The sequence below is a fragment of the Spartobacteria bacterium UBA695 genome, from assembly GCA_002298145.1.
Taxonomy (GTDB): Bacteria; Verrucomicrobiota; Verrucomicrobiia; order Chthoniobacterales; family Chthoniobacteraceae; genus UBA695.
In genome coordinates this window covers 1-16,956 of record DBMP01000003.1, presented here as the reverse complement: position 1 = coordinate 16,956, position 16,956 = coordinate 1, and the positions used below count along the sequence as shown (strand labels likewise).

Sequence of the window (16,956 nt, the reverse complement as noted above, 5' to 3'; positions counted from 1 at the left end):
CGGAAAGTAGAGCAAAAGATTCGCGAATAAGGAAGGCTTGTGTTCCCGGCCCAGGGGCGGATAAATACCCCTCTTTCGATGTCCCCGTCTCTTTTGCCGATTCTTGCCCAGGCCGGTCGGGCGTTTTTGGACGTGCTCTACCCGCCCCAGTGCGCGGTCTGCCATGGCGCGGCCCCGTCCGGCGAGGTCCTCTGCGAAGCGTGCCTTGAAAAAGCCCCCCGGATTGTGGCCCCTTACTGCCAGGTCTGTTCCCAGCCGTTTGCGGGAAACATCAAAGGCCCCTTTACTTGTTCCGATTGCAACGAGCGGCACTTCGCCTTTGCCTGCGCCGTCGCCACCCGCCGGAGCCGGGATTCCGTGCGGGAGTTGATCCACCAGTTCAAATACGGCGGCAAAATTCCGCTCAAAAAACAGCTCGGCCGCTGGCTGTCCGAAACGCTTGAAGATCCACGCCTCCGGGAGCCCCGGTGCGAGCGCCTCGTCCCCGTGCCGCTCCACCATGCCCGCCGCCGCGAGCGGGGTTTTAACCAGGCGCACATCCTGGCCGAGGAGCTTTCGCGCGCCAGCGGCATCCCCGTCCTCGACTGCCTGCGCCGAACGCGCTACACCGCCACCCAGACCGCCTTTGACCGGGCCGCCCGCATGGAAAACTTGCGCGGAGCCTTCCATTTGCGTCAACATCGGGCCGTGACCGATCTCCACCTACTCCTTATCGACGATGTCCTCACCACGGGTTCCACCGTGGACGAATGCGCCCGCGTGCTCATGGCCGCCGGGGCCGCCTCCGTTCGCGTGGCGACGGTCGCCCGGGCCTAGACGGTTCTTTTTTCAGTGATGCTTACCGATACGCTCATGGTTTACGACGAAGCTATTTCCTGGCTCTACTCCACTCAAAAAGTCGGGATCAAACTCGGCCTCGAATCCATCTCGCGCCTGCTGCGCCTTCTTAACGTCAACGCAGCCCCTGGGCCCGGGGGGAGCCCCGTCATCTTCCACGTGGCCGGGACCAACGGCAAAGGCTCCGTCTGCGCCGTGCTGGACGCCATCTCCCGCGCTGCCGGGTACCGCACCGCGCTCTTCACCTCGCCCCACCTCGTCACCTTCCGGGAGCGCCTCCGCATCAACGGCGCGATGATTTCCCGGCAAGAAGCCGCCGAGGGCCTCTCGCGCATCCGCGAGCTGGTGAAGGACTGGAACCCGCACCCCACTTTTTTTGAGCTGACCGCCGCGCTCGCCCTCGACTGGTTCCAGCGCCAGAACGCCGAGGTGATTGTGCTCGAAACCGGCCTCGGGGGCCGCCTCGACGCCACCAACGCCCTCACGCCCGCCGTTACCGCCATCACCTCGCTGAGCCTTGACCACCGGCAGTACCTGGGCAACACCCTGGAAGCCATTGCCGGGGAAAAAGCGGGCATTTTCAAGCCAGGCGTCCCGGTCGTCAGCGTCGTGCAGCCGGAAGCCGCCGCCAAGGTGCTGCGAGAGCGGGCACAGACGGTCGGCGCGCCGCTGCGCTGGGTTGAGCAGCCGGTGGCCCAAGCCGTGGCGCTCGCGGGTAGTCATCAGAAAATCAATGCCGCCCTGGCCCTGGCCGCCCTGGAAGCCTCGAAGCTTCCCGTCACGCGCGAGGCCATCGAGCGCGGCCTCTCAGGCGTGGTCTGGCCCGGGCGTTTCCAGCGGATCGCGGGTGCAAAGGGCGTGGAACTCGTTCTCGACGGCGCGCATAACGAAGACGCCGCCCGCAGGCTCGTCCAGACTTGGCGCGAAGAGTACGCGGAAGAGCGCCCGATCCTTCTCCTGGGGGTGTTGCGCGATAAAGACATTGAGGCCATCTGCCGCGAATTTGCCCCCCTGGCCGCTGAATTCGTGGCGGTCGGTGTTAAGAGCGTCCGGGCCTGCGCTGCGGCTGATCTTGCCGCGAAGGTGCGCGCCGCCGCGCCGCAGACGCCTTGCGCCGTGGCCGAAAGCGCCGCTGAGGGGCTCGCCCTGGCCCAGATCCGCTCCCGCGAGAGTGGCAGCCGGGTGCTGATTGCCGGATCGCTTTTCCTGATCGGCGAAATCCTGGCCCTGCTTCAGGGAGCCGAGGCCGAGGCCAGCGCGCAGTAGGTTACAGAATCAGCATGCAGTCGCCGTAGCTGTAGAAGCGGTAGCCTTCGCGGATGGCCTCGTGGTAGGCCTCCAGGACGAACTCCCGCCCGGCAAAGGCCGACACCAACATTAGCAAAGTGGACTTCGGTAGGTGGAAATTCGTCAGCAGCGCGCCGACGGAGCGGAACTGAAAGCCGGGGTAGATGAAAATATCCGTGCTGCCCGAGCCGGGTGTCACGCTGCCAGCGTCGCGGGCCCGCGATTCCAGCACGCGCATGCTCGTCGTGCCCACCGCGATCACGCGCCGCGCCGATGCCACCGCCAGCGCCGTTTCCTCCGAAACAGAGTACGACTCCCGATGCATGATGTGGTTAGTGAGGCAGTCTTCTTTAACCGGTTTGAACGTCCCCGCGCCTACGTGCAGAGTCACAAAGGCGTGGGGCGTTTTTTCTAAAATCTCCGGCGTGAAATGCAGCCCCGCCGTGGGAGCGGCCACTGCCCCCGGCACGTGGGCGTAGACCGTCTGGTAGCGCTCCTCGTCGCCCGGTTCGCATTGTCGCTGAAAGTAGGGCGGTAGCGGGAGCTTGCCCACTTTTTCGAGGTCGATCGGCGCGGCGAAATGGATGATCCGCTCGCCCGTTTCCAAAATCCCCGTGACCGTTCCCTCAATGCCGCCCACCGTTACCGTGCGACCCTCGCGCATCCGGCGGCCCGGCTTCACCATGCACTTCCAGGTAGCCTCCCCTGCGGCTTCGAGAAAGAGCAGCTCGATCTTGCCGTCGTCGGAAAACACCCGGGCATGGATCACCTTGGTATCATTGAGCACCACCAGGTCGCCTGCCTGCAAATAGGAGGGGAAATCGCGAAAATGGCGGTGTTCGATCCGGTGTTCGGCCCGGTGCAGCACGAGCATCCGGGAATCCTCGCGGTGGGGCAGGGGATAGCGGGCTATCTGTTCCTCTGGGAGCAGGAAATCATAATCGCGGGTGTAAAGGCTCATTGGCGAGGGACAAGCAAAACAGGAAAGCGGGCCGGACGCAAGGGGACCGCCTCGCTTTTGTCCTAAAACCCTTCCGGATGGCGCACCACGCAGCCGTCCGCCGGGCGGCTGGCCGTCGTCCACCGAGGCCCCTTGGCCCCCTTGCCGTAGCCGGTGTCAAACCGCAGCCCGGCCACCACCAGGAACACATGCCCCTTGCGGGCATAGACGCTGATCCAGTCCCCATAGCCGCGCTCCCCGTAGTGGCGGAACCCGTAGGAGGGAATCGTCGTCTCCAGCAGCCCCGCCTGCCGGAGCACGAAGGAAGAGGCTCCGGAGCAATCGTAGGCCGAATCGTTGAGCCGGGCATGGCCGCCGCCCATCCGGTACGGGAGCCCCGCGATCCGGTTGCCCGCCTCGATGGCGGCTTTCACCCGGGCCGGTGCCTCGGGCGGGGCGACCGCGCGGCCGGACTGCACCACGGCCGTCTTGCCGGGGATGTAGGTGTAGCGATACGGAGCCGGGCTGCCGCAGCCGGTCAGAATAACGCTGAGGGCCAGGGCCGCGAGGGCAACAAAAGAGTGCAAAAGGGATCGAGAGAAAAGCATCGGGGCGATTTTATGATTTCCCTGAAAAATGCAACAGCTCCTATGCAAATTTTTCTCACCTCCCCGGCGGCGCGCCCCGGAGGCCCGGCCTGATTTGCGGTTTGACTTTCCCTACGCCCTCCCACCATAACGGTACCAATGACTCATTCTCTGCCTTCTGGGCAGCCGAACGATATTGAACGGACGGAGGTCAAACCGGCCGACGCGCCCACCGTGGCAGCGGCCATGGACATCCTGTCCGGGGATAGCAAGAAGGGATCGCTCGCGCGGCTCCTTCCCTTTCTTGGGCCCGCCTTCATTGCCTGCGTGGCCTATATCGATCCCGGCAACTTCGCCACCAATATCCAAGCCGGGGCGCAGTTTGGCTACACCCTGCTTTGGGTCGTCGTCGCCAGCAACTTGATGGCCCTCCTGGTCCAGGCGCTCTCGGCCAAGCTCGGCATCGCCACCGGCAGGAACCTGGCCGAACATTGCCGCAACGAATTTCCCCGGCCCATCGTCTGGCTCATGTGGGTGATGATGGAAGTCGTCGCCATGGCGACCGACCTGGCCGAGTTCATCGGCGCGGCCATCGGCTTCAACCTCCTTTTTGGCCTGCCGCTTTTCCCCTCGGCCCTGCTCACCGCCGTCATCACCTTCCTCGTCCTGGGCGCGGAGGTGCGCGGGTTCCGCAAAACGGAAGCCATCATCGGCGTGCTCGTTGGCGTCATCGCTGTTTCTTACCTGCTGGAAACGTGGTTCAGCCCGCCGGACTGGGCCCAGGTGGCCCGCCACGCCTTCATCCCGCAGCTCCCCGGGGGGGGCGTTCTCCTGGCAACGGGCATTCTCGGGGCCACCGTCATGCCGCATGTCATTTTCCTGCACTCCGCCCTGACGCAGAACCGCATCACCACGCGCGACCCCAAGCGGGCGCTGCGCCTCTTCCAGTTTGAGCTGGTTGACGTCGGCATCGCCATGGGCATCGCGGGCCTGGTCAACATGGCCATGCTCGTTATGGCCGCCACGACGTTCTACAAAACCGGCCACACCCAGGTGGCCACGCTGGAGGACGCCCACCGCACCCTTGAGCCGCTCCTCGGGCACGCTTCGAGCTGGGTCTTCGCCATTTCGCTGCTCGCCTCCGGGCTCTCCTCGGCCTCCGTCGGCACCATGGCCGGGCAGGTTGTCATGCAGGGCTTCATGCGTCGGCAGATTCCCATCTGGCTGCGGCGCGCCGTTACGATGGTTCCCTCCCTGGCCGTCATCGCCATCGGGCTGGAGCCGACCCAGACGCTGGTTTTAAGCCAGGTCGTCCTAAGCTTCGGGCTCCCCTTCGCGCTGGTGCCGCTCATCCTGTTCACCCGGCGCAAGGACCTGATGGGTAATCTCGTCAACCACCCCTTTACGACCGCCATTGCCTGGGGCGTTGCCGCCGTCATCATCGCGCTCAATGTCTGGCTGCTCATCCAAACGTTTACCGACCTTTTCGCCTCCCATGTTTAAGCACATCATCATCCCGCTCGACGGATCGCGGCTGGCCGAGACCGTGCTCCCCACTGCCGTGCAGCTGGCCAGGGCGCTCGGTGCTTCCGTCACGCTGGTGCACGTCATCGAACGCAACCCGCCGCGCCAGATCCACGGCGAGACGCACTTGACGCTGCCCGCCGAGGCCGAGAACTACCTGGATGACGTTCGCAGGCGCTACTTCCCGCCCGAGATCACCGTGGACCAGCACGTCCACACCGTGGCGATCGCCGACGTGGCTCAGTCGATTGTTGATCACGCGCACGAGTTTGGCTCCGACCTGGTCGCCATGTGCACCCACGGCAAAAGCGGCTTGAAACAGTGGCTTTTCGGCAACCTTGCCCAGAAAGTCTCGGCGGCGCGCATCCCCGTTCTGCTCGTGCGGCCCGGCCCCGGTGGCGTCGCCCCGCTCTCCAACGGTGGGCCGCTCCTGGTCCCGCTCGACGGCTCCGAGGTCCGCGAGGTGGCCCTGCCCGTCGCCGCAGCGCTGGCCAAGGCGTGCAGTACCTGCCTTAAGCTCCTCATGGTCGTCCCCACGCCGGGAACGCTTTCCGGAGCCGAGACCTCCTCGCGCATCCTGCTGCCCGCCACTACCAAGGCGATGCTCGACCTGGTGAAAGAGGACGCCGTGCATTACATCCAGAGCCTTGCCGAGCAGTTGCAGAGCGATCCCGCCGTGCACGTCAGCGGCCATGTGATCGAAGGCGAAGTGGCCCAGGTGATTTCCGATGCCGCGCAGAGCCTTGGCGTGGACTGGATCGTCATGGGGACCTCCGCGCGCGCTGGCATGGACGCCTTCTGGAGCGGCAGCGTGGCCCCGAAGGTTTTTAACCGCATCTACCGCCCGCTGCTGCTGATTCCCGGCGCGGAGGAATAATCCTTTCCCCCGAGCCTCCGGTTTCGTTAGCTTGGCGGGATGCGAGTTGTATCAGGCATTGCCGGGGGGATCCCCTTGATTGCGCCCAAAACCGATTTGCGGCCCACCATGGACCGCGTGAAGGGAGCCATTTTCGACAGCCTTGGCGAGTCGATCATCGACGCCCGTGTGCTGGATCTTTTTTCCGGCAGCGGGTCGCTGGGCATCGAGGCGCTGAGCCGGGGTGCGGCCTCCGCCGACTTGGTGGAAAAAGACGCCCGCGCTGAGGCGGCCATCCGCGCCAACCTCGCCAAAACGAAGCTGCAAGGAGCCACGGTTCACATGATGGATGTCTTCAGCTATCTCCACCGCGTGGCCCCCGAGGCGGTCTTTAATATCATCATCGCCGACCCGCCCTACGCCAAGGCGAAAGGCGAGCGCGACTTCGGCCTCGAACTGCTTGGCGAACCGGCCCTGGCCCACGCGCTCGCTCCTGGCGGCCTTTTTATTCTCGAAAAACTTCCCGGCGCGCCTCTCCCAAAAGACTCCGGCTGGGAGCTGCTCCGCGAGCGCCGTTACGGAGCCACCGAAGTCGCCTACCTCCGGCGCGCCTGATCTTTTTCCGTCATGCCCAGTTCCCGTTCTTTTCCCGCTGCCGCCCGGCTGCCGCTCTCGGTCTACCGGTTGCTCTTTCCCGTTGTCTTTCTGCTCCTCCTGCCCGCCTACCTGGGGCGCATGTTCCGGCGGGGGCACTACGCCGAAAAATTCGGCCAGCGGCTTGGCTTGTTTTCCCCCCAGGATCGCGAGACCCTGGGCTGCGGCGGCTGGATCTGGATTCACGCCGTCAGCGTCGGCGAAATGATGATGGGCCTCAAGCTTGCCCGCGTTCTGCTGTCCGAACGGCCTGAGGCCCGTGTGCTGATTTCGGCCACCACCTCCACCGGCTTCACCGTGGCCCGCGAACAGATCGCGCGCGGCGGTCTGCCCTTTGAGCTCATCTACTATCCCGTCGACTGGCTGCCCGGCGTTCGCCGTACGCTGGCCCTCGTGCGCCCCTCGCAGCTCATCATGGTTGATAAGGAACTCTGGCCCAACATGGTCGCCGAATGCTTCCAGCGCGGAATTCCCGTTTCCATCGTCAATGCCCGCCTCAGCCCGAAGTCCGAACGCGGATTCCGCAAGTGGATCCGCTGGACGGGGCCTTTCTTCGGTATGATTGAGCGCGTTTGCGTCCAGGAGCCGGAAGATCTTGCCCGCTGGCAGGCGCTTGGAGTGCGGCCCGAGGCGCTTCATTGCACCGGCAGCTTGAAATATGATTTTGCTGTGAGCGAAGCCGGTCATATCGCGGAGTTCCGCGCACTACTGGGCCGCGTCGGCGTCACCCCGGGGACGCCCATTCTTCTAGGCGGCAGCACCTTTCCCGGCGAAGAGGCGATCCTCGCCCGCGTGCTTGCCGCATTGCGCCAACGCTGGCCCGAGCTTTTCCTGATCGTCGTGCCGCGTCATGTCGAGCGGACCCCCGAGGTGGAAAGCGAGCTGCGCGCAAGCGGCCTCACCGTCGCGCTCCGCTCCACCCTACCCGATGCCACTGCTGGCAGCCCGCGTCCGGATGTCCTCATCGTCAACACAACCGGCGAACTGCGGGACTGGTACGCCGTGGCCTCTGTTTGCTTTATCGGCAAAAGCCTTACGGCCATTGGCGGTCAGAACCCAGCCGAGCCCGTCCTCGTGGGGCGTCCCGTTGTCTTCGGTTCGCACATGGAAAACTTCGAAGCGCTGGTGCGTCAATTTCTCGCCGCTAACGGAGCGGTGCAGGTCTCCAGCGAAGCGGAACTCACGCGGGCCGTCGGCGAACTACTTGAAACTCCCGCGCGCGGCGAAGCACTTGTCGCTGCTGCCAAGCGTGTGCTCGAAGTGCATCTTGGCGCCAATAGCCGCACTGCCAACTTGCTATTGTATTAAGGCCCGTTAACGCAAATAAGCTTAACGGGATCTTAATAAAGTTAAAGGATTCTTAATATTACAGGAGGTTCTGCTTCAATTAAGCTTGGGGAAATTGCCTAAGCGTACGTAATGATCTGCGCTGATGTACGAACGGGGAATCGTTATTTAAATACAAAACAACGCGCTCCAAGCCGTGGTTGGCAGCTTGAAGCGCGTTGACATAATACTTTCACGTCCGGCCCTCGGTGGAGAGGGCTAGGCAGATCGCAATTCCCTTGGGTTAAGGGAATTACTTCTTAGCCTTTGCGCGTTTGGCGGGTTTGGCCGGCTTGGCTGCTTTAGCGGGTTTAACGCTTTTAGCGCCGCGGGTCGTCTTGCGCGCAGGGGTTGCAGTGGCGGCGTGAAGAACATCTTCACGAGTCACACCGCCTTCCGCGTCGCGCTGAATCAACCAGGCGATGTATGCGGAAAACGACTGACCGAATCCACGTTTGGCTGCGATCTGTTGCCCGGCTTCATAAACCGGATCTTCTAGGGTGATACTGGTACGTTTGATAGGAAGGTCCTCGTTAGGGTTCGCTTTACTTAACGGCGGAAACGCCTTTCTGGATGTATAAAAAATCCGCTTGGGGATTTTTTTTTAATCCAAGTGGGTTTCGCTTATAAATCCCCGAACCCATTGGGATTTGATTAAGATATTACAAAGTGAGACTTTCGTCCAGTGGTAAAATTGCAGATAGCGGATTTGCCACTCATACTTGAATATGCTTGCCCGTGCGTGGGGAAAGGTCGTATTACGCCGTCTGTCATTCATTATGGAGAGTTCAACCCGACGAACCTCGATTTCATTACCCGAAGAACTATTGCAGGAGGGGCAACGGCTCGCGAAACTTCGCCGCCGCAATTTCTCCAACTACGTCGCTGGGCTCATCGCTGCGGATTCGAGAAAATCGGGGTCCAAACTTTTTTTTCCTCCCCCCACAGGCACGCGCAGCAAACCGCGTTAGCCCGCCGGATTCATTGTTTACGTGCTGGCATGGGGCGAAAAGTGGCGGCATAGTTTGCCGATCATGAATCCCGCCCATCCCATTCCCCCCAAGCGCAAGGGCGCTTTGCGCGTCGTGCATACGGCGGATTGGCATTTGGGCAAGCCGCTGGCGGATCTCGACCGCACGGAAGATTTTCGCCGTTTCCTCGCCTTCCTTTTGGAAACGCTTATCGCCACGCAGGTCGATGCGCTCTTGGTCGCGGGCGATGTCTTCGACGGGGCCACGCCGCCGAAAGCCGCCGAGCGTCTCTATTATGACTTTCTCTCCGCGCTCTACCGCGAGACCTCCTGCGAGGCCGTCATCACTGCGGGCAACCACGATTCGCCCTCGCAGTTGGAAGCCCCTAAAACGCTGCTCGGCGTTTTAAGGACCCGCGTAACAGCTACGGTGCCCGCCGACAAAGCCGAGTGGCTCATTCCGCTCCCCTCGGCTGAAAATGCAGCGCTGGTCGTGGCAGCGGTTCCGTTTTTGCGGGAACGCGATCTGCGCACCGGGCGCCTCGGCCAGAGCGCGGCGGAGATCGAACGCGACCTGCGCGAAGGGATCCGCGCGCGCTACCGCGAGACGGCTGAGGCGGCGGCGGATTGGACCCGGCGCGGCGTGCCGCTCCTAGCCATGGGGCACCTCACGGCGCTCGGTTCGGCGGTCTCGGAAAGCGAGCGGGAAATCCACGTCGGCGGGTTGGGTCAGGTGGGTGCGGATGCCTTCCCTGGGGAATTTTCCTACGTGGCCCTGGGGCATCTTCACCGGCCCCAATCGGTGGGAGGACTAGATCATATCCGATACAGCGGCTCCCCGCTCGCCTTGAGCTTTGGCGAGGTGGCCGACGCCAAGGAGTTGCGGCTCCTCGACTTTGAAGACGGCGCGCTCCGCTCCAGCGTGGCCCTGCCCGTGCCGCAGCCGCGCACCCTCGCCGTGCTGAAGACCCCGGCTGCCGGGCTCAAGACAGCGCTGGCGGATTTCCAGCCCCAGCCCTCGGAGCTGACGCCGTGGGTGGAGGTCGTCGTCGAAGGGGGGCTTCCCGGGGCCGAGCTCTACGAGGAAGTTCAGGAGCTGGCCAAAGGTCGCCCCTTCCAGGTCGTCAAAGTTAGCGCCGAAAACGCGGCGGCACGTCCCGGGCTCGAACTGACCGACCGCCAGGCCGACCAGGAGGCGGAAGACCTGCTTTCAGACCCCAAGGCGGTCTTCCAGCGGCGGCTCGACGCGGAGCCGGACCTCGACGCGGGCTCGCGGGCGGCGCTCGAAACGGCTTTTGCTGAGCTTTACAACCGCTATCTGGAAGCTCCGGAGCAATAATTTTTCCGATAAATTGTCGGAAATCCCGGGGGAACTTGGTATGGTGTACAGCTTTAGTTCCCGATTTCCCCCATGCGCATTCTCCGAATTCAGTTCGAAAACCTCAACTCGTTGCCTCGCGGCGACATTGATCTGGAGCATGGCGCTCTGGCCGAGGCGGGAATTTTCGCGATCACGGGGCCGACCGGCGCGGGAAAATCGACTCTCCTGGACGCCCTGACGCTCGCCCTCTACGGACGCGCCTCCCGGTACGGCAAAACGCCCAACCCGGAGAACATGATGAGCCGACAGAGCGGGTCTTGCCAGGCCGAAGTCCTCTTCGAAGTGCCCCGGGGCCGCTTCGTCGCGCGCTGGGAGCTGCGCCGCGCCCGCAACAAACCCGACGGCAAGCTGCAAGCCGCCCGCCGCAGCGTCTTAGAAGAAGGGACGGGGAGCGTCCTGGCGCAGAAAATCGACGAGGCGGATCGCATCATCGAGGAGCTCACCGGGCTGGACTACGAACGCTTTCGCCGCTCCGTCCTGCTGGCCCAGGGGGAGTTTGGCCAATTTTTCAAATCCAAGCCCCAGGAGCGGGCCGCGCTGCTGGAGAGCCTCACCGGCACCATCGTCTACTCCGAGTTAAGCCGCCTGGCCTTCCGCGAGGCCACCGACCGGGAAAACGCCCTGGCCGCCCGCCGCGAAGCCCTGGGCCGGGTGACGCTCTTTACTGAGGAGGAGCGCGCCGCCAAAGCCGGGGAAATCGACGCCCTTTCCGCCCGGATCGCGCAGCTCACCGCCGAACGCGCCGGAGCCGCCGCCCAGGTGGAAGCCGGGCGTCAACTGCTAGCCCGCTTGGGCGAGGAAGCCGGGCTCGCCGAACGCGAAGCCGCCCTGGCCCGCGAAGCCGAGGTCGCCGCGCCGAACCGGGAACGCCTGGCGCGCCATCGCCAAACGGAACCCTTTGCCGCCCCGCTCCAGACCCTTGACGCCCTCAAGCGCCAGCACGCCGCCCTTTTGATTCAGTCTGGGGAAGCCGCGGCAGGGGCCGAAACTGCCCGCCGCGAACTCTCCGCCGGGTTGCGGGCTGCCCAGAGCGTCGCCGCTAGCCGGGTCGCGGAAGCCGAGGCCGCCATCGCGAGCGCTCGGGAGGAAGTCGCGAAACTCGACGAAGGGCTGGCCGAGGCCGAAAAAGCCGAGAAAGCCGCCGAAGCCCGCGTGGCCGAGGCGACCCACAAGCTCGATCAAGGGCTCCGGGGCCGCACGCTGGAGGCGGCCATTCAGGAATTTACCAAACTCGAAGACCGCCGCAATGCGCTGCTGGCTTTGCGCGCCGCCATGGAAAAACGCGACGCCACCGCCGCCGAGGCCGCCCGCCTGGCCGATGACGAGACCGCGCTCGAAGCCGATATCGAGACCGCCCGCCGCGAAAAAGACGAGACCTCCCAGGAAGCCGAGGCCCAGGCAAAGCTGCTCGACTCCGCGCGCGTTGCCCTGGAGTTTGAAATTCGCATCGCCGACATGGCCGATCAGCGCGCCGAGCTGGAGGACGGCAAGCCGTGCCCGCTCTGCGGTTCGCCGGATCACCCGTTCCGCCGGGGTGGCCTGCTCGCCAATTCGCCCATCGAAGAAGCCCGCCGCAACCTGAGCGCCGCTCAGCTGGCCAACGACACCGCCGCCAAGGAGGCCCTCCTGGCTGCCGAGAACCTGACCCGCGCCGAAGAACGCTTTGCCGGGATCACCAAGCGCCGGGGCGAACTCCGCTGGCAGCAGACCTCCGAGCACGAAGCCGTCGAGCGCATCGCCCGTTCGGTGCGCATTTTTACCGTCGACGCGCTGGAGGAAGCCTTCGCCGAACTGGAGAAGACCCGGGCCGACCACGAAGCGCTCACCCAGTCCATCCGCTCCGCCGAGGCCGCCCGCAACCTGGCTGAGAAGCATTTGCTTTCCATGCAAAACCGCGTGATCCAGCTTCGCGAAAAGCGCGTGGGCATCCAGAACGGCCTCGTCGCGCTGGGCGACCGCCTGAGCGCCCTTTCGCAAGAAGCCGAACGGCTTGCCAGCCCGAAATGGGCCGAGGGGCTCGACCTCGCTGCCCCGGATGGCCGCCCTCTCCCGCGCTGGCGGAGCCTCGAAGAAGCCCGCGAAGGCCTCGAAGCGCTCCGATCCCGCCATGCCGAGGCCGGAGCCAAAGCCCAGGAGCGCCAGACCCAGTGTGACCAGCTGCACAAAGCCTCTGCCGCCCAGCTCGTCGAGTTGACCAAGCTGCTAGCCGGTTCCGCTTTTGCCGACGTGGAGGCCCTGCGCGCCGCCCGGCTCGATCCCGGGGAAGCCGCGAAAATCGAGCGTTGGGAAACCGCCCACACCGCCCAAGCCCAGGCCCTTGGGGGGCAGCTCCGGCAGGTTCGCGACCAAATCGCGCGCCTTCGCAGCGAGAGCCGTCCGCCGGAAGGGGAGGCCCTCGCCGCTCTGGAGACACAGTGCCGCGGTCTCGAAACGGAGATCGCCGCCGCCACTGACCTCCGCGCCGCCGTTCGCGCCGACTTGGAGCGCGACCGTGAGGCCCGCCAATCCCTGGCCGAGGGGCTCGCCGAGCTGGAGAAAGAAGAGAAATCTCTCACCGTCTGGAGCCGCCTGCGCCAGATGATCGGCTCCGCCAGCGGGAACGCATTCCAGGAATTCGCCCAAGGCCTTTCCCTCGACCTGCTCGTGCGCCACGCCAATCGCCACCTCACCCGCCTGAGCGACCGCTACCGGCTGCGCCGCGTGGAGGGGGGCGAACTGACGCTCGAAGTCATCGACCTGCACCAGGCTGGGGCCATCCGCCCCATGGCCAGCCTCTCCGGTGGCGAGAGCTTTCTGGCCAGCCTCGCGCTCGCCCTGGGCCTCTCTGACCTCGCCGGGCGCAACGTCCGGATCGACTCCCTCTTCATCGACGAAGGCTTCGGCTCGCTCGACGCCGACACGCTCGACCTCGCCGTTTCCGCGCTCGATTCCCTGCGCCTGGCCAACAAGACCGTCGGCGTCATCTCCCACGTCGAGCTGCTCAAAGAGCGCATCCCCGTGCAGATCCGCGTGGAAAAGCGCCTCGGTGGCGTCAGCGAACTGCGCCTCCCGGGCGACCTGGCGGCGTAAAGATCCCTACGCCCGCCCCTCCCGCTTGCGCAGGATCAGCCAAACGACGCTGAGCGTAATGAGGATTGCGATCACCGAGGCGAGGCCCACATAGAGCGTATCGCCAAACCAGGGCATCGTCTCATTCGCCTTGATCACACGGCGTGTCACCCCGGAGAACGTCTTCAAGCCGAAAACCCATCCCGCGTGGAGCCCAATCGGCATCCAGAGCGAGCGCGTCTTAAGGCGGCTCCAGCCCAGCGTCCAGCCGACCAGGAAAAGCGTCACAAACCCGCCCAGCACCAGCCACGGCTCCTGGAAATTAGCGAACGCCGCCGGGATCATCGCGAACCCCGAGAACCACTCCACCGTGGCCGGGTCAGGCGTGTTGGGTTTGAAAAAGTGGATGATCGAAAAAAGCGCCGAGGTGGCAAAGAGCGCCCCGTAACGGTTCATCGAATGCACCAAGAGCCCCAGGATCGCCCCCCGGAAAAGCCATTCCTCCAGGAACGACGCCCCGATGGCCGCCGTAGCCGCTCCCATGAACACCGACCCTTTAACGTGTCCGCGCATTTCCACAATCCCCAGCGCCAGCATCAGTGCGCCCAGGCCTGCCATCACCAGAAACGACGAGGCAAACCCCGCGCCCAAGTCCTGCCAGCGGCGCGGGTTGGGGGCCAGGCCGAGCGCCCGGACTTGAAGCCAGCGGATCGTTGGCCAGAGCAGCACCAGAGCTGCCACCAAGAGGCTGCGGTGGAAGTAACGCCGGAAGGGCACCTCCGCGAGCGCGGGGAGCGTTCCGTGCTCCGCCAGCCAGTGGCCACCCCAGTAAAAAGGCGAGGCGAGGAGCGCCCCCAGGACCACCGTTGCGAGCAAATAGAAAAGGATTTTGAAAAGCGGCTTCAAAGTAGCGAAAGTTTTGGCAAGATTCGCCCCCACCCGCAATCCTTTCCATGCATAACAAACACATTTGGACCGAGCGCACCGCCGAGGGCGAGAAACGCGAAGTGCGCGCCACCAAGTTCGGCGGCACCTGGCGCATTCAGAGCAAACTCGCCAGCGACCTCGACTGGACCTACCACGAACCCGCCCTGCTCCCTGACCTCATTGAGCTGCGCGACGTGCTTTTTCGCAAATACCAGCGTCGCCGCGCCGCCTACGAGGACGTCACGCTTATTGAAAAAATGATCACCGCCCGGGGAGGGGACTGGCGCCAGCCCGGCGACGAAGAGCCGGATGAGGCCCCAGACGAGGAGTAAAATTGACGTAAATTAGGGAAATTTATAATATCCTTAAAAATGTCCATGACTACCGCCGAATTAATCGCCTCCGACAAACGCCACTGCTGGCACCCGTTCACCCAACAGCGCGACTGGTGCGCGCCGGAAAATGAACCGCTGGTGCTGGTGGAGGGCCGGGGCGCGATCCTGCGCGACAGCGAAGGGCGGGAGTACATCGACGGGAATTCCTCCATCTGGACGAACATCCACGGCCATTGCCACCCGAAGATCAACGCCGCCATCCGCGAGCAACTCGACAAAGTGGCCCACACCTCCTTCCTCGGGTTCACCAATCCGCAGGCCATCCTGCTGGCCGAGGAGCTTGTCGGTCTCTGGCCCCGGGAGGTCCCCCGGCCGCTCACCCGCGTCTTTTTTGGCGACGACGGCAGTACCGCCATCGAGTGCGCTGTGAAAATGGCCGTCCAGTGCTGGCAACATCGCGGCCAGCCCCGGCGCAACCGCTTCCTCTCCTTCGCCAACGCCTACCATGGCGACACCATGGGCGCTTCCAGCCTTGGCGGCATCAATGTTTTTCATGGGCGCTTCTCGGCGTTTCATTTCCCGTGCACGCACGTTAGCTCCATTGATGACCTCATCGCCCGCTCCGAGCCGGGCGCGGCGGACGCCATCGACGTGGGCGAGATCGCTGCGGTCGTTATCGAGCCGCTGATGCAAGGGGCCGCCGGGATGCGCCTCTGGCCCTCGGGCATGCTCGCGCAGCTGCGCACTTGGTGCGACCGCCACGGCATTTTCCTCATCGCCGACGAAGTGATGACCGGCTTTGGGCGCACGGGCAAGATGTTCGCTTCGCACCATGAGAACGTCGTGCCGGATTTCGTCGCCTGCGCTAAGGGCCTCAGCGGCGGGTACTTGCCGCTCTGCGCCACCTACACCACTGAGGCGGTCTACGAAGCCTTCCTGGGCGACTACACCGAGGCGAAGAGCTTCTTCTACGGCCACAGCTTCACCGGCAACCAGGTGGCCTGCGCTGCCGCCCGGGCCAGCCTGGCGATTTTCCGCGAAGAGCAGGTCCTCGAAAAATTGGCTCCGAAAATCGACCTCTTGAGCCGCCTCCTTGGGGAGCTGGAAAGCCAGCGCCATGTCGGGGCCGTGCGCCAATGCGGTTTCATGGCCGGGATCGACCTCGTGGACGACGCGGGCCAGCCCTATGGCCTGGAGGGGCAGGTGGGGGCGCGTGTTTGTGTGGCCGCCCGCAAGCACGGCCTTTTAACCCGGCCCGTTACCGGGAATACGCTGGTTCTCATGCCGCCGCTGTGCGTCACCGAGGCGCAGATCGAGCAGAGTGTCGAGGCGCTGGCCCTCGGGATCGAGGAGATCTGCTAATCATTCCGCGACAAAAATCAGCAACCCCGCGCCAGTCGTCACGATGACTTTCTCCGGCCTCGAGGGATAACAGAACCGCTGGAGGATGGGGGAGGTCGAGGTGGTGTGCAGCATGAATGTGGCGGTTTCGCCCGGGGCGAGCCTGAGCGGGTAATCCGCAACGTGAACCATCTCTGGCGTCTCTTTGAGGGCGATGCGCAGGGGAAAGGCCGCGTCGACGTGTACGGCTTGAATTTCCGCCGGAGAGATGCCGGTGATCTCCAGGACGGTGAAGATCAGGTAATCGAAGGAGCTGATGTTGAGCAGTCCGTTCCCGAGGGGGATGGCCTGCCGGTAATGCCGGGTGTTTTCTGTGGGATACATTTTGCCTGGGGCTCAGGCAAAAAAGGGCACGGCCCAGCCGCGTTCGCTCCTAGGCCCTGACAAGGCCTGTCCTCAAAGCACGACCGGACCGCACCGATTGCTTCGGTGCAGCCAGCAGGTTTGAGGACGCGGTAAATTGTCAGGTTTAGGAGCGTCTGATCTGCCTGCGCAGATAATGTTAAAAATGTCAGGCGATAATATCGCAAACGCCCGAGATGGCGTCAATGGCGAACGCTTTTTGCCCGCGGGCTCCTTGGTCGAATCAGAGAGGGTAATGTCCGCTTTAGCACGAATCCATATACGTAAAGTGCTAGCGGACAATGAAAAACAGATACATCGAGCATGCGCACATTTCCGAGAGGAAATTTAGGGCGATTATGCATCATTTCGCTTACGACATTTGTGTACTCAAAACGTCGGCCTTGCTGGGGATTCGCCGCCAGAGCGTGAGCCGCATCTACGGCCTTTTGCGCCAGCGTTTGCTGGCTCTGAGCATCGAGGAATTCAGACCCTTTGCCGGTGAAGTCGAAATCGACGAGAGCTATTTCGGCCCGAGGCG

The 16,956-nt window shown here is 63.8% G+C and carries 14 protein-coding genes and 1 pseudogene; 11 read left to right on the top strand and 4 right to left on the bottom strand.

The window, feature by feature from the left end:
• The first annotated feature begins 78 nt into the window (after window positions 1–78).
• On the top strand, window positions 79–816 hold the full coding sequence (locus B2828_RS00850; RefSeq protein WP_479631782.1) for a ComF family protein: 738 nt from the start codon (window positions 79–81) through the stop codon (window positions 814–816).
• An 18-nt stretch (window positions 817–834) separates the two neighbouring features.
• Window positions 835–2,103: a bifunctional folylpolyglutamate synthase/dihydrofolate synthase gene (locus B2828_RS00845; protein WP_479631781.1), complete on the top strand. Its 1,269-nt coding sequence runs from the start codon at window positions 835–837 to the stop codon at window positions 2,101–2,103.
• Between the two features lies 1 nt (window position 2,104).
• Here B2828_RS00845 and queA read toward each other — a convergent pair whose 3' ends face one another.
• Window positions 2,105–3,085, bottom strand: coding sequence for a tRNA preQ1(34) S-adenosylmethionine ribosyltransferase-isomerase QueA (queA, locus tag B2828_RS00840; protein WP_479631780.1), 981 nt, complete (start codon window positions 3,083–3,085; stop codon window positions 2,105–2,107).
• A gap of 62 nt (window positions 3,086–3,147) precedes the next feature.
• Entirely contained in the window at window positions 3,148–3,651 is a 504-nt protein-coding gene (locus B2828_RS00835; RefSeq protein ID WP_479631779.1) for a peptidoglycan endopeptidase, read from the bottom strand.
• Window positions 3,652–3,810: 159 nt separating this feature from the next.
• Here B2828_RS00835 and B2828_RS00830 point away from each other — a divergent pair, with 159 nt between their 5' ends.
• The 6 genes from B2828_RS00830 (at window position 3,811) to B2828_RS00805 (ending at window position 13,431) form a co-directional block, all read left to right on the top strand.
• The gene (locus B2828_RS00830) at window positions 3,811–5,154 is read left to right on the top strand and encodes an Nramp family divalent metal transporter (protein WP_479631778.1); all 1,344 of its coding nucleotides are present in this window, start codon (window positions 3,811–3,813) and stop codon (window positions 5,152–5,154) included.
• Window positions 5,147–6,052 (top strand): universal stress protein, encoded by a 906-nt coding sequence (locus tag B2828_RS00825; protein WP_479631777.1) that lies wholly within the window; start codon window positions 5,147–5,149, stop codon window positions 6,050–6,052. Before B2828_RS00830 ends, B2828_RS00825 begins: the two co-directional genes overlap by 8 nt.
• Before the next feature lie 39 nt (window positions 6,053–6,091).
• Window positions 6,092–6,646 (top strand): 16S rRNA (guanine(966)-N(2))-methyltransferase RsmD, encoded by a 555-nt coding sequence (gene rsmD / locus B2828_RS00820; protein ID WP_479631776.1) that lies wholly within the window; start codon window positions 6,092–6,094, stop codon window positions 6,644–6,646.
• Window positions 6,647–6,658: 12 nt separating this feature from the next.
• On the top strand, window positions 6,659–7,993 hold the full coding sequence (locus B2828_RS00815; RefSeq protein WP_479631775.1) for a 3-deoxy-D-manno-octulosonic acid transferase: 1,335 nt from the start codon (window positions 6,659–6,661) through the stop codon (window positions 7,991–7,993).
• A gap of 1,052 nt (window positions 7,994–9,045) precedes the next feature.
• Window positions 9,046–10,320 carry an exonuclease SbcCD subunit D C-terminal domain-containing protein gene (locus tag B2828_RS00810; protein WP_479631774.1) on the top strand — a complete coding sequence of 425 codons (1,275 nt, stop codon included), beginning with the start codon at window positions 9,046–9,048 and terminating at the stop codon, window positions 10,318–10,320.
• A gap of 72 nt (window positions 10,321–10,392) precedes the next feature.
• Window positions 10,393–13,431 (top strand): AAA family ATPase, encoded by a 3,039-nt coding sequence (locus tag B2828_RS00805; RefSeq protein ID WP_479631773.1) that lies wholly within the window; start codon window positions 10,393–10,395, stop codon window positions 13,429–13,431.
• 6 nt (window positions 13,432–13,437) lie between these two features.
• Here B2828_RS00805 and B2828_RS00800 read toward each other — a convergent pair whose 3' ends face one another.
• Entirely contained in the window at window positions 13,438–14,316 is an 879-nt protein-coding gene (locus B2828_RS00800) for a lysostaphin resistance A-like protein (RefSeq protein WP_479631772.1), read from the bottom strand.
• A 47-nt stretch (window positions 14,317–14,363) separates the two neighbouring features.
• Here B2828_RS00800 and B2828_RS00795 point away from each other — a divergent pair, with 47 nt between their 5' ends.
• On the top strand, window positions 14,364–14,669 hold the full coding sequence (locus B2828_RS00795) for a hypothetical protein (protein WP_479631771.1): 306 nt from the start codon (window positions 14,364–14,366) through the stop codon (window positions 14,667–14,669).
• A 45-nt stretch (window positions 14,670–14,714) separates the two neighbouring features.
• Window positions 14,715–16,034 (top strand): adenosylmethionine--8-amino-7-oxononanoate transaminase, encoded by a 1,320-nt coding sequence (gene bioA / locus B2828_RS00790; RefSeq protein ID WP_479631770.1) that lies wholly within the window; start codon window positions 14,715–14,717, stop codon window positions 16,032–16,034.
• Here bioA and B2828_RS00785 read toward each other — a convergent pair whose 3' ends face one another.
• Window positions 16,035–16,397, bottom strand: coding sequence for a hypothetical protein (locus B2828_RS00785; protein WP_479631769.1), 363 nt, complete (start codon window positions 16,395–16,397; stop codon window positions 16,035–16,037).
• A gap of 377 nt (window positions 16,398–16,774) precedes the next feature.
• Here B2828_RS00785 and B2828_RS00780 point away from each other — a divergent pair.
• Window positions 16,775–16,956, top strand: a pseudogene (locus tag B2828_RS00780) (IS1595 family transposase); the annotation flags it as partial.

What these genes read in the sequence shown, in the direction of transcription:
- B2828_RS00845 (WP_479631781.1), top strand. Translation starts at nt 835, where the DNA reads ATGCTTACCGATACGCTCATGGTTTACGACGAAGCTATTTCCTGGCTC.
- B2828_RS00825 (WP_479631777.1), top strand. Translation starts at nt 5,147, where the DNA reads ATGTTTAAGCACATCATCATCCCGCTCGACGGATCGCGGCTGGCCGAG.
- B2828_RS00850 (WP_479631782.1), top strand. Translation starts at nt 79, where the DNA reads ATGTCCCCGTCTCTTTTGCCGATTCTTGCCCAGGCCGGTCGGGCGTTT.
- B2828_RS00805 (WP_479631773.1), top strand. Translation starts at nt 10,393, where the DNA reads ATGCGCATTCTCCGAATTCAGTTCGAAAACCTCAACTCGTTGCCTCGC.
- B2828_RS00810 (WP_479631774.1), top strand. Translation starts at nt 9,046, where the DNA reads ATGAATCCCGCCCATCCCATTCCCCCCAAGCGCAAGGGCGCTTTGCGC.
- B2828_RS00795 (WP_479631771.1), top strand. Translation starts at nt 14,364, where the DNA reads ATGCATAACAAACACATTTGGACCGAGCGCACCGCCGAGGGCGAGAAA.
- rsmD (WP_479631776.1), top strand. Translation starts at nt 6,092, where the DNA reads ATGCGAGTTGTATCAGGCATTGCCGGGGGGATCCCCTTGATTGCGCCC.
- B2828_RS00815 (WP_479631775.1), top strand. Translation starts at nt 6,659, where the DNA reads ATGCCCAGTTCCCGTTCTTTTCCCGCTGCCGCCCGGCTGCCGCTCTCG.
- queA (WP_479631780.1), bottom strand. Translation starts at nt 3,085, where the DNA reads ATGAGCCTTTACACCCGCGATTATGATTTCCTGCTCCCAGAGGAACAG.
- B2828_RS00830 (WP_479631778.1), top strand. Translation starts at nt 3,811, where the DNA reads ATGACTCATTCTCTGCCTTCTGGGCAGCCGAACGATATTGAACGGACG.
- bioA (WP_479631770.1), top strand. Translation starts at nt 14,715, where the DNA reads ATGACTACCGCCGAATTAATCGCCTCCGACAAACGCCACTGCTGGCAC.
- B2828_RS00785 (WP_479631769.1), bottom strand. Translation starts at nt 16,397, where the DNA reads ATGTATCCCACAGAAAACACCCGGCATTACCGGCAGGCCATCCCCCTC.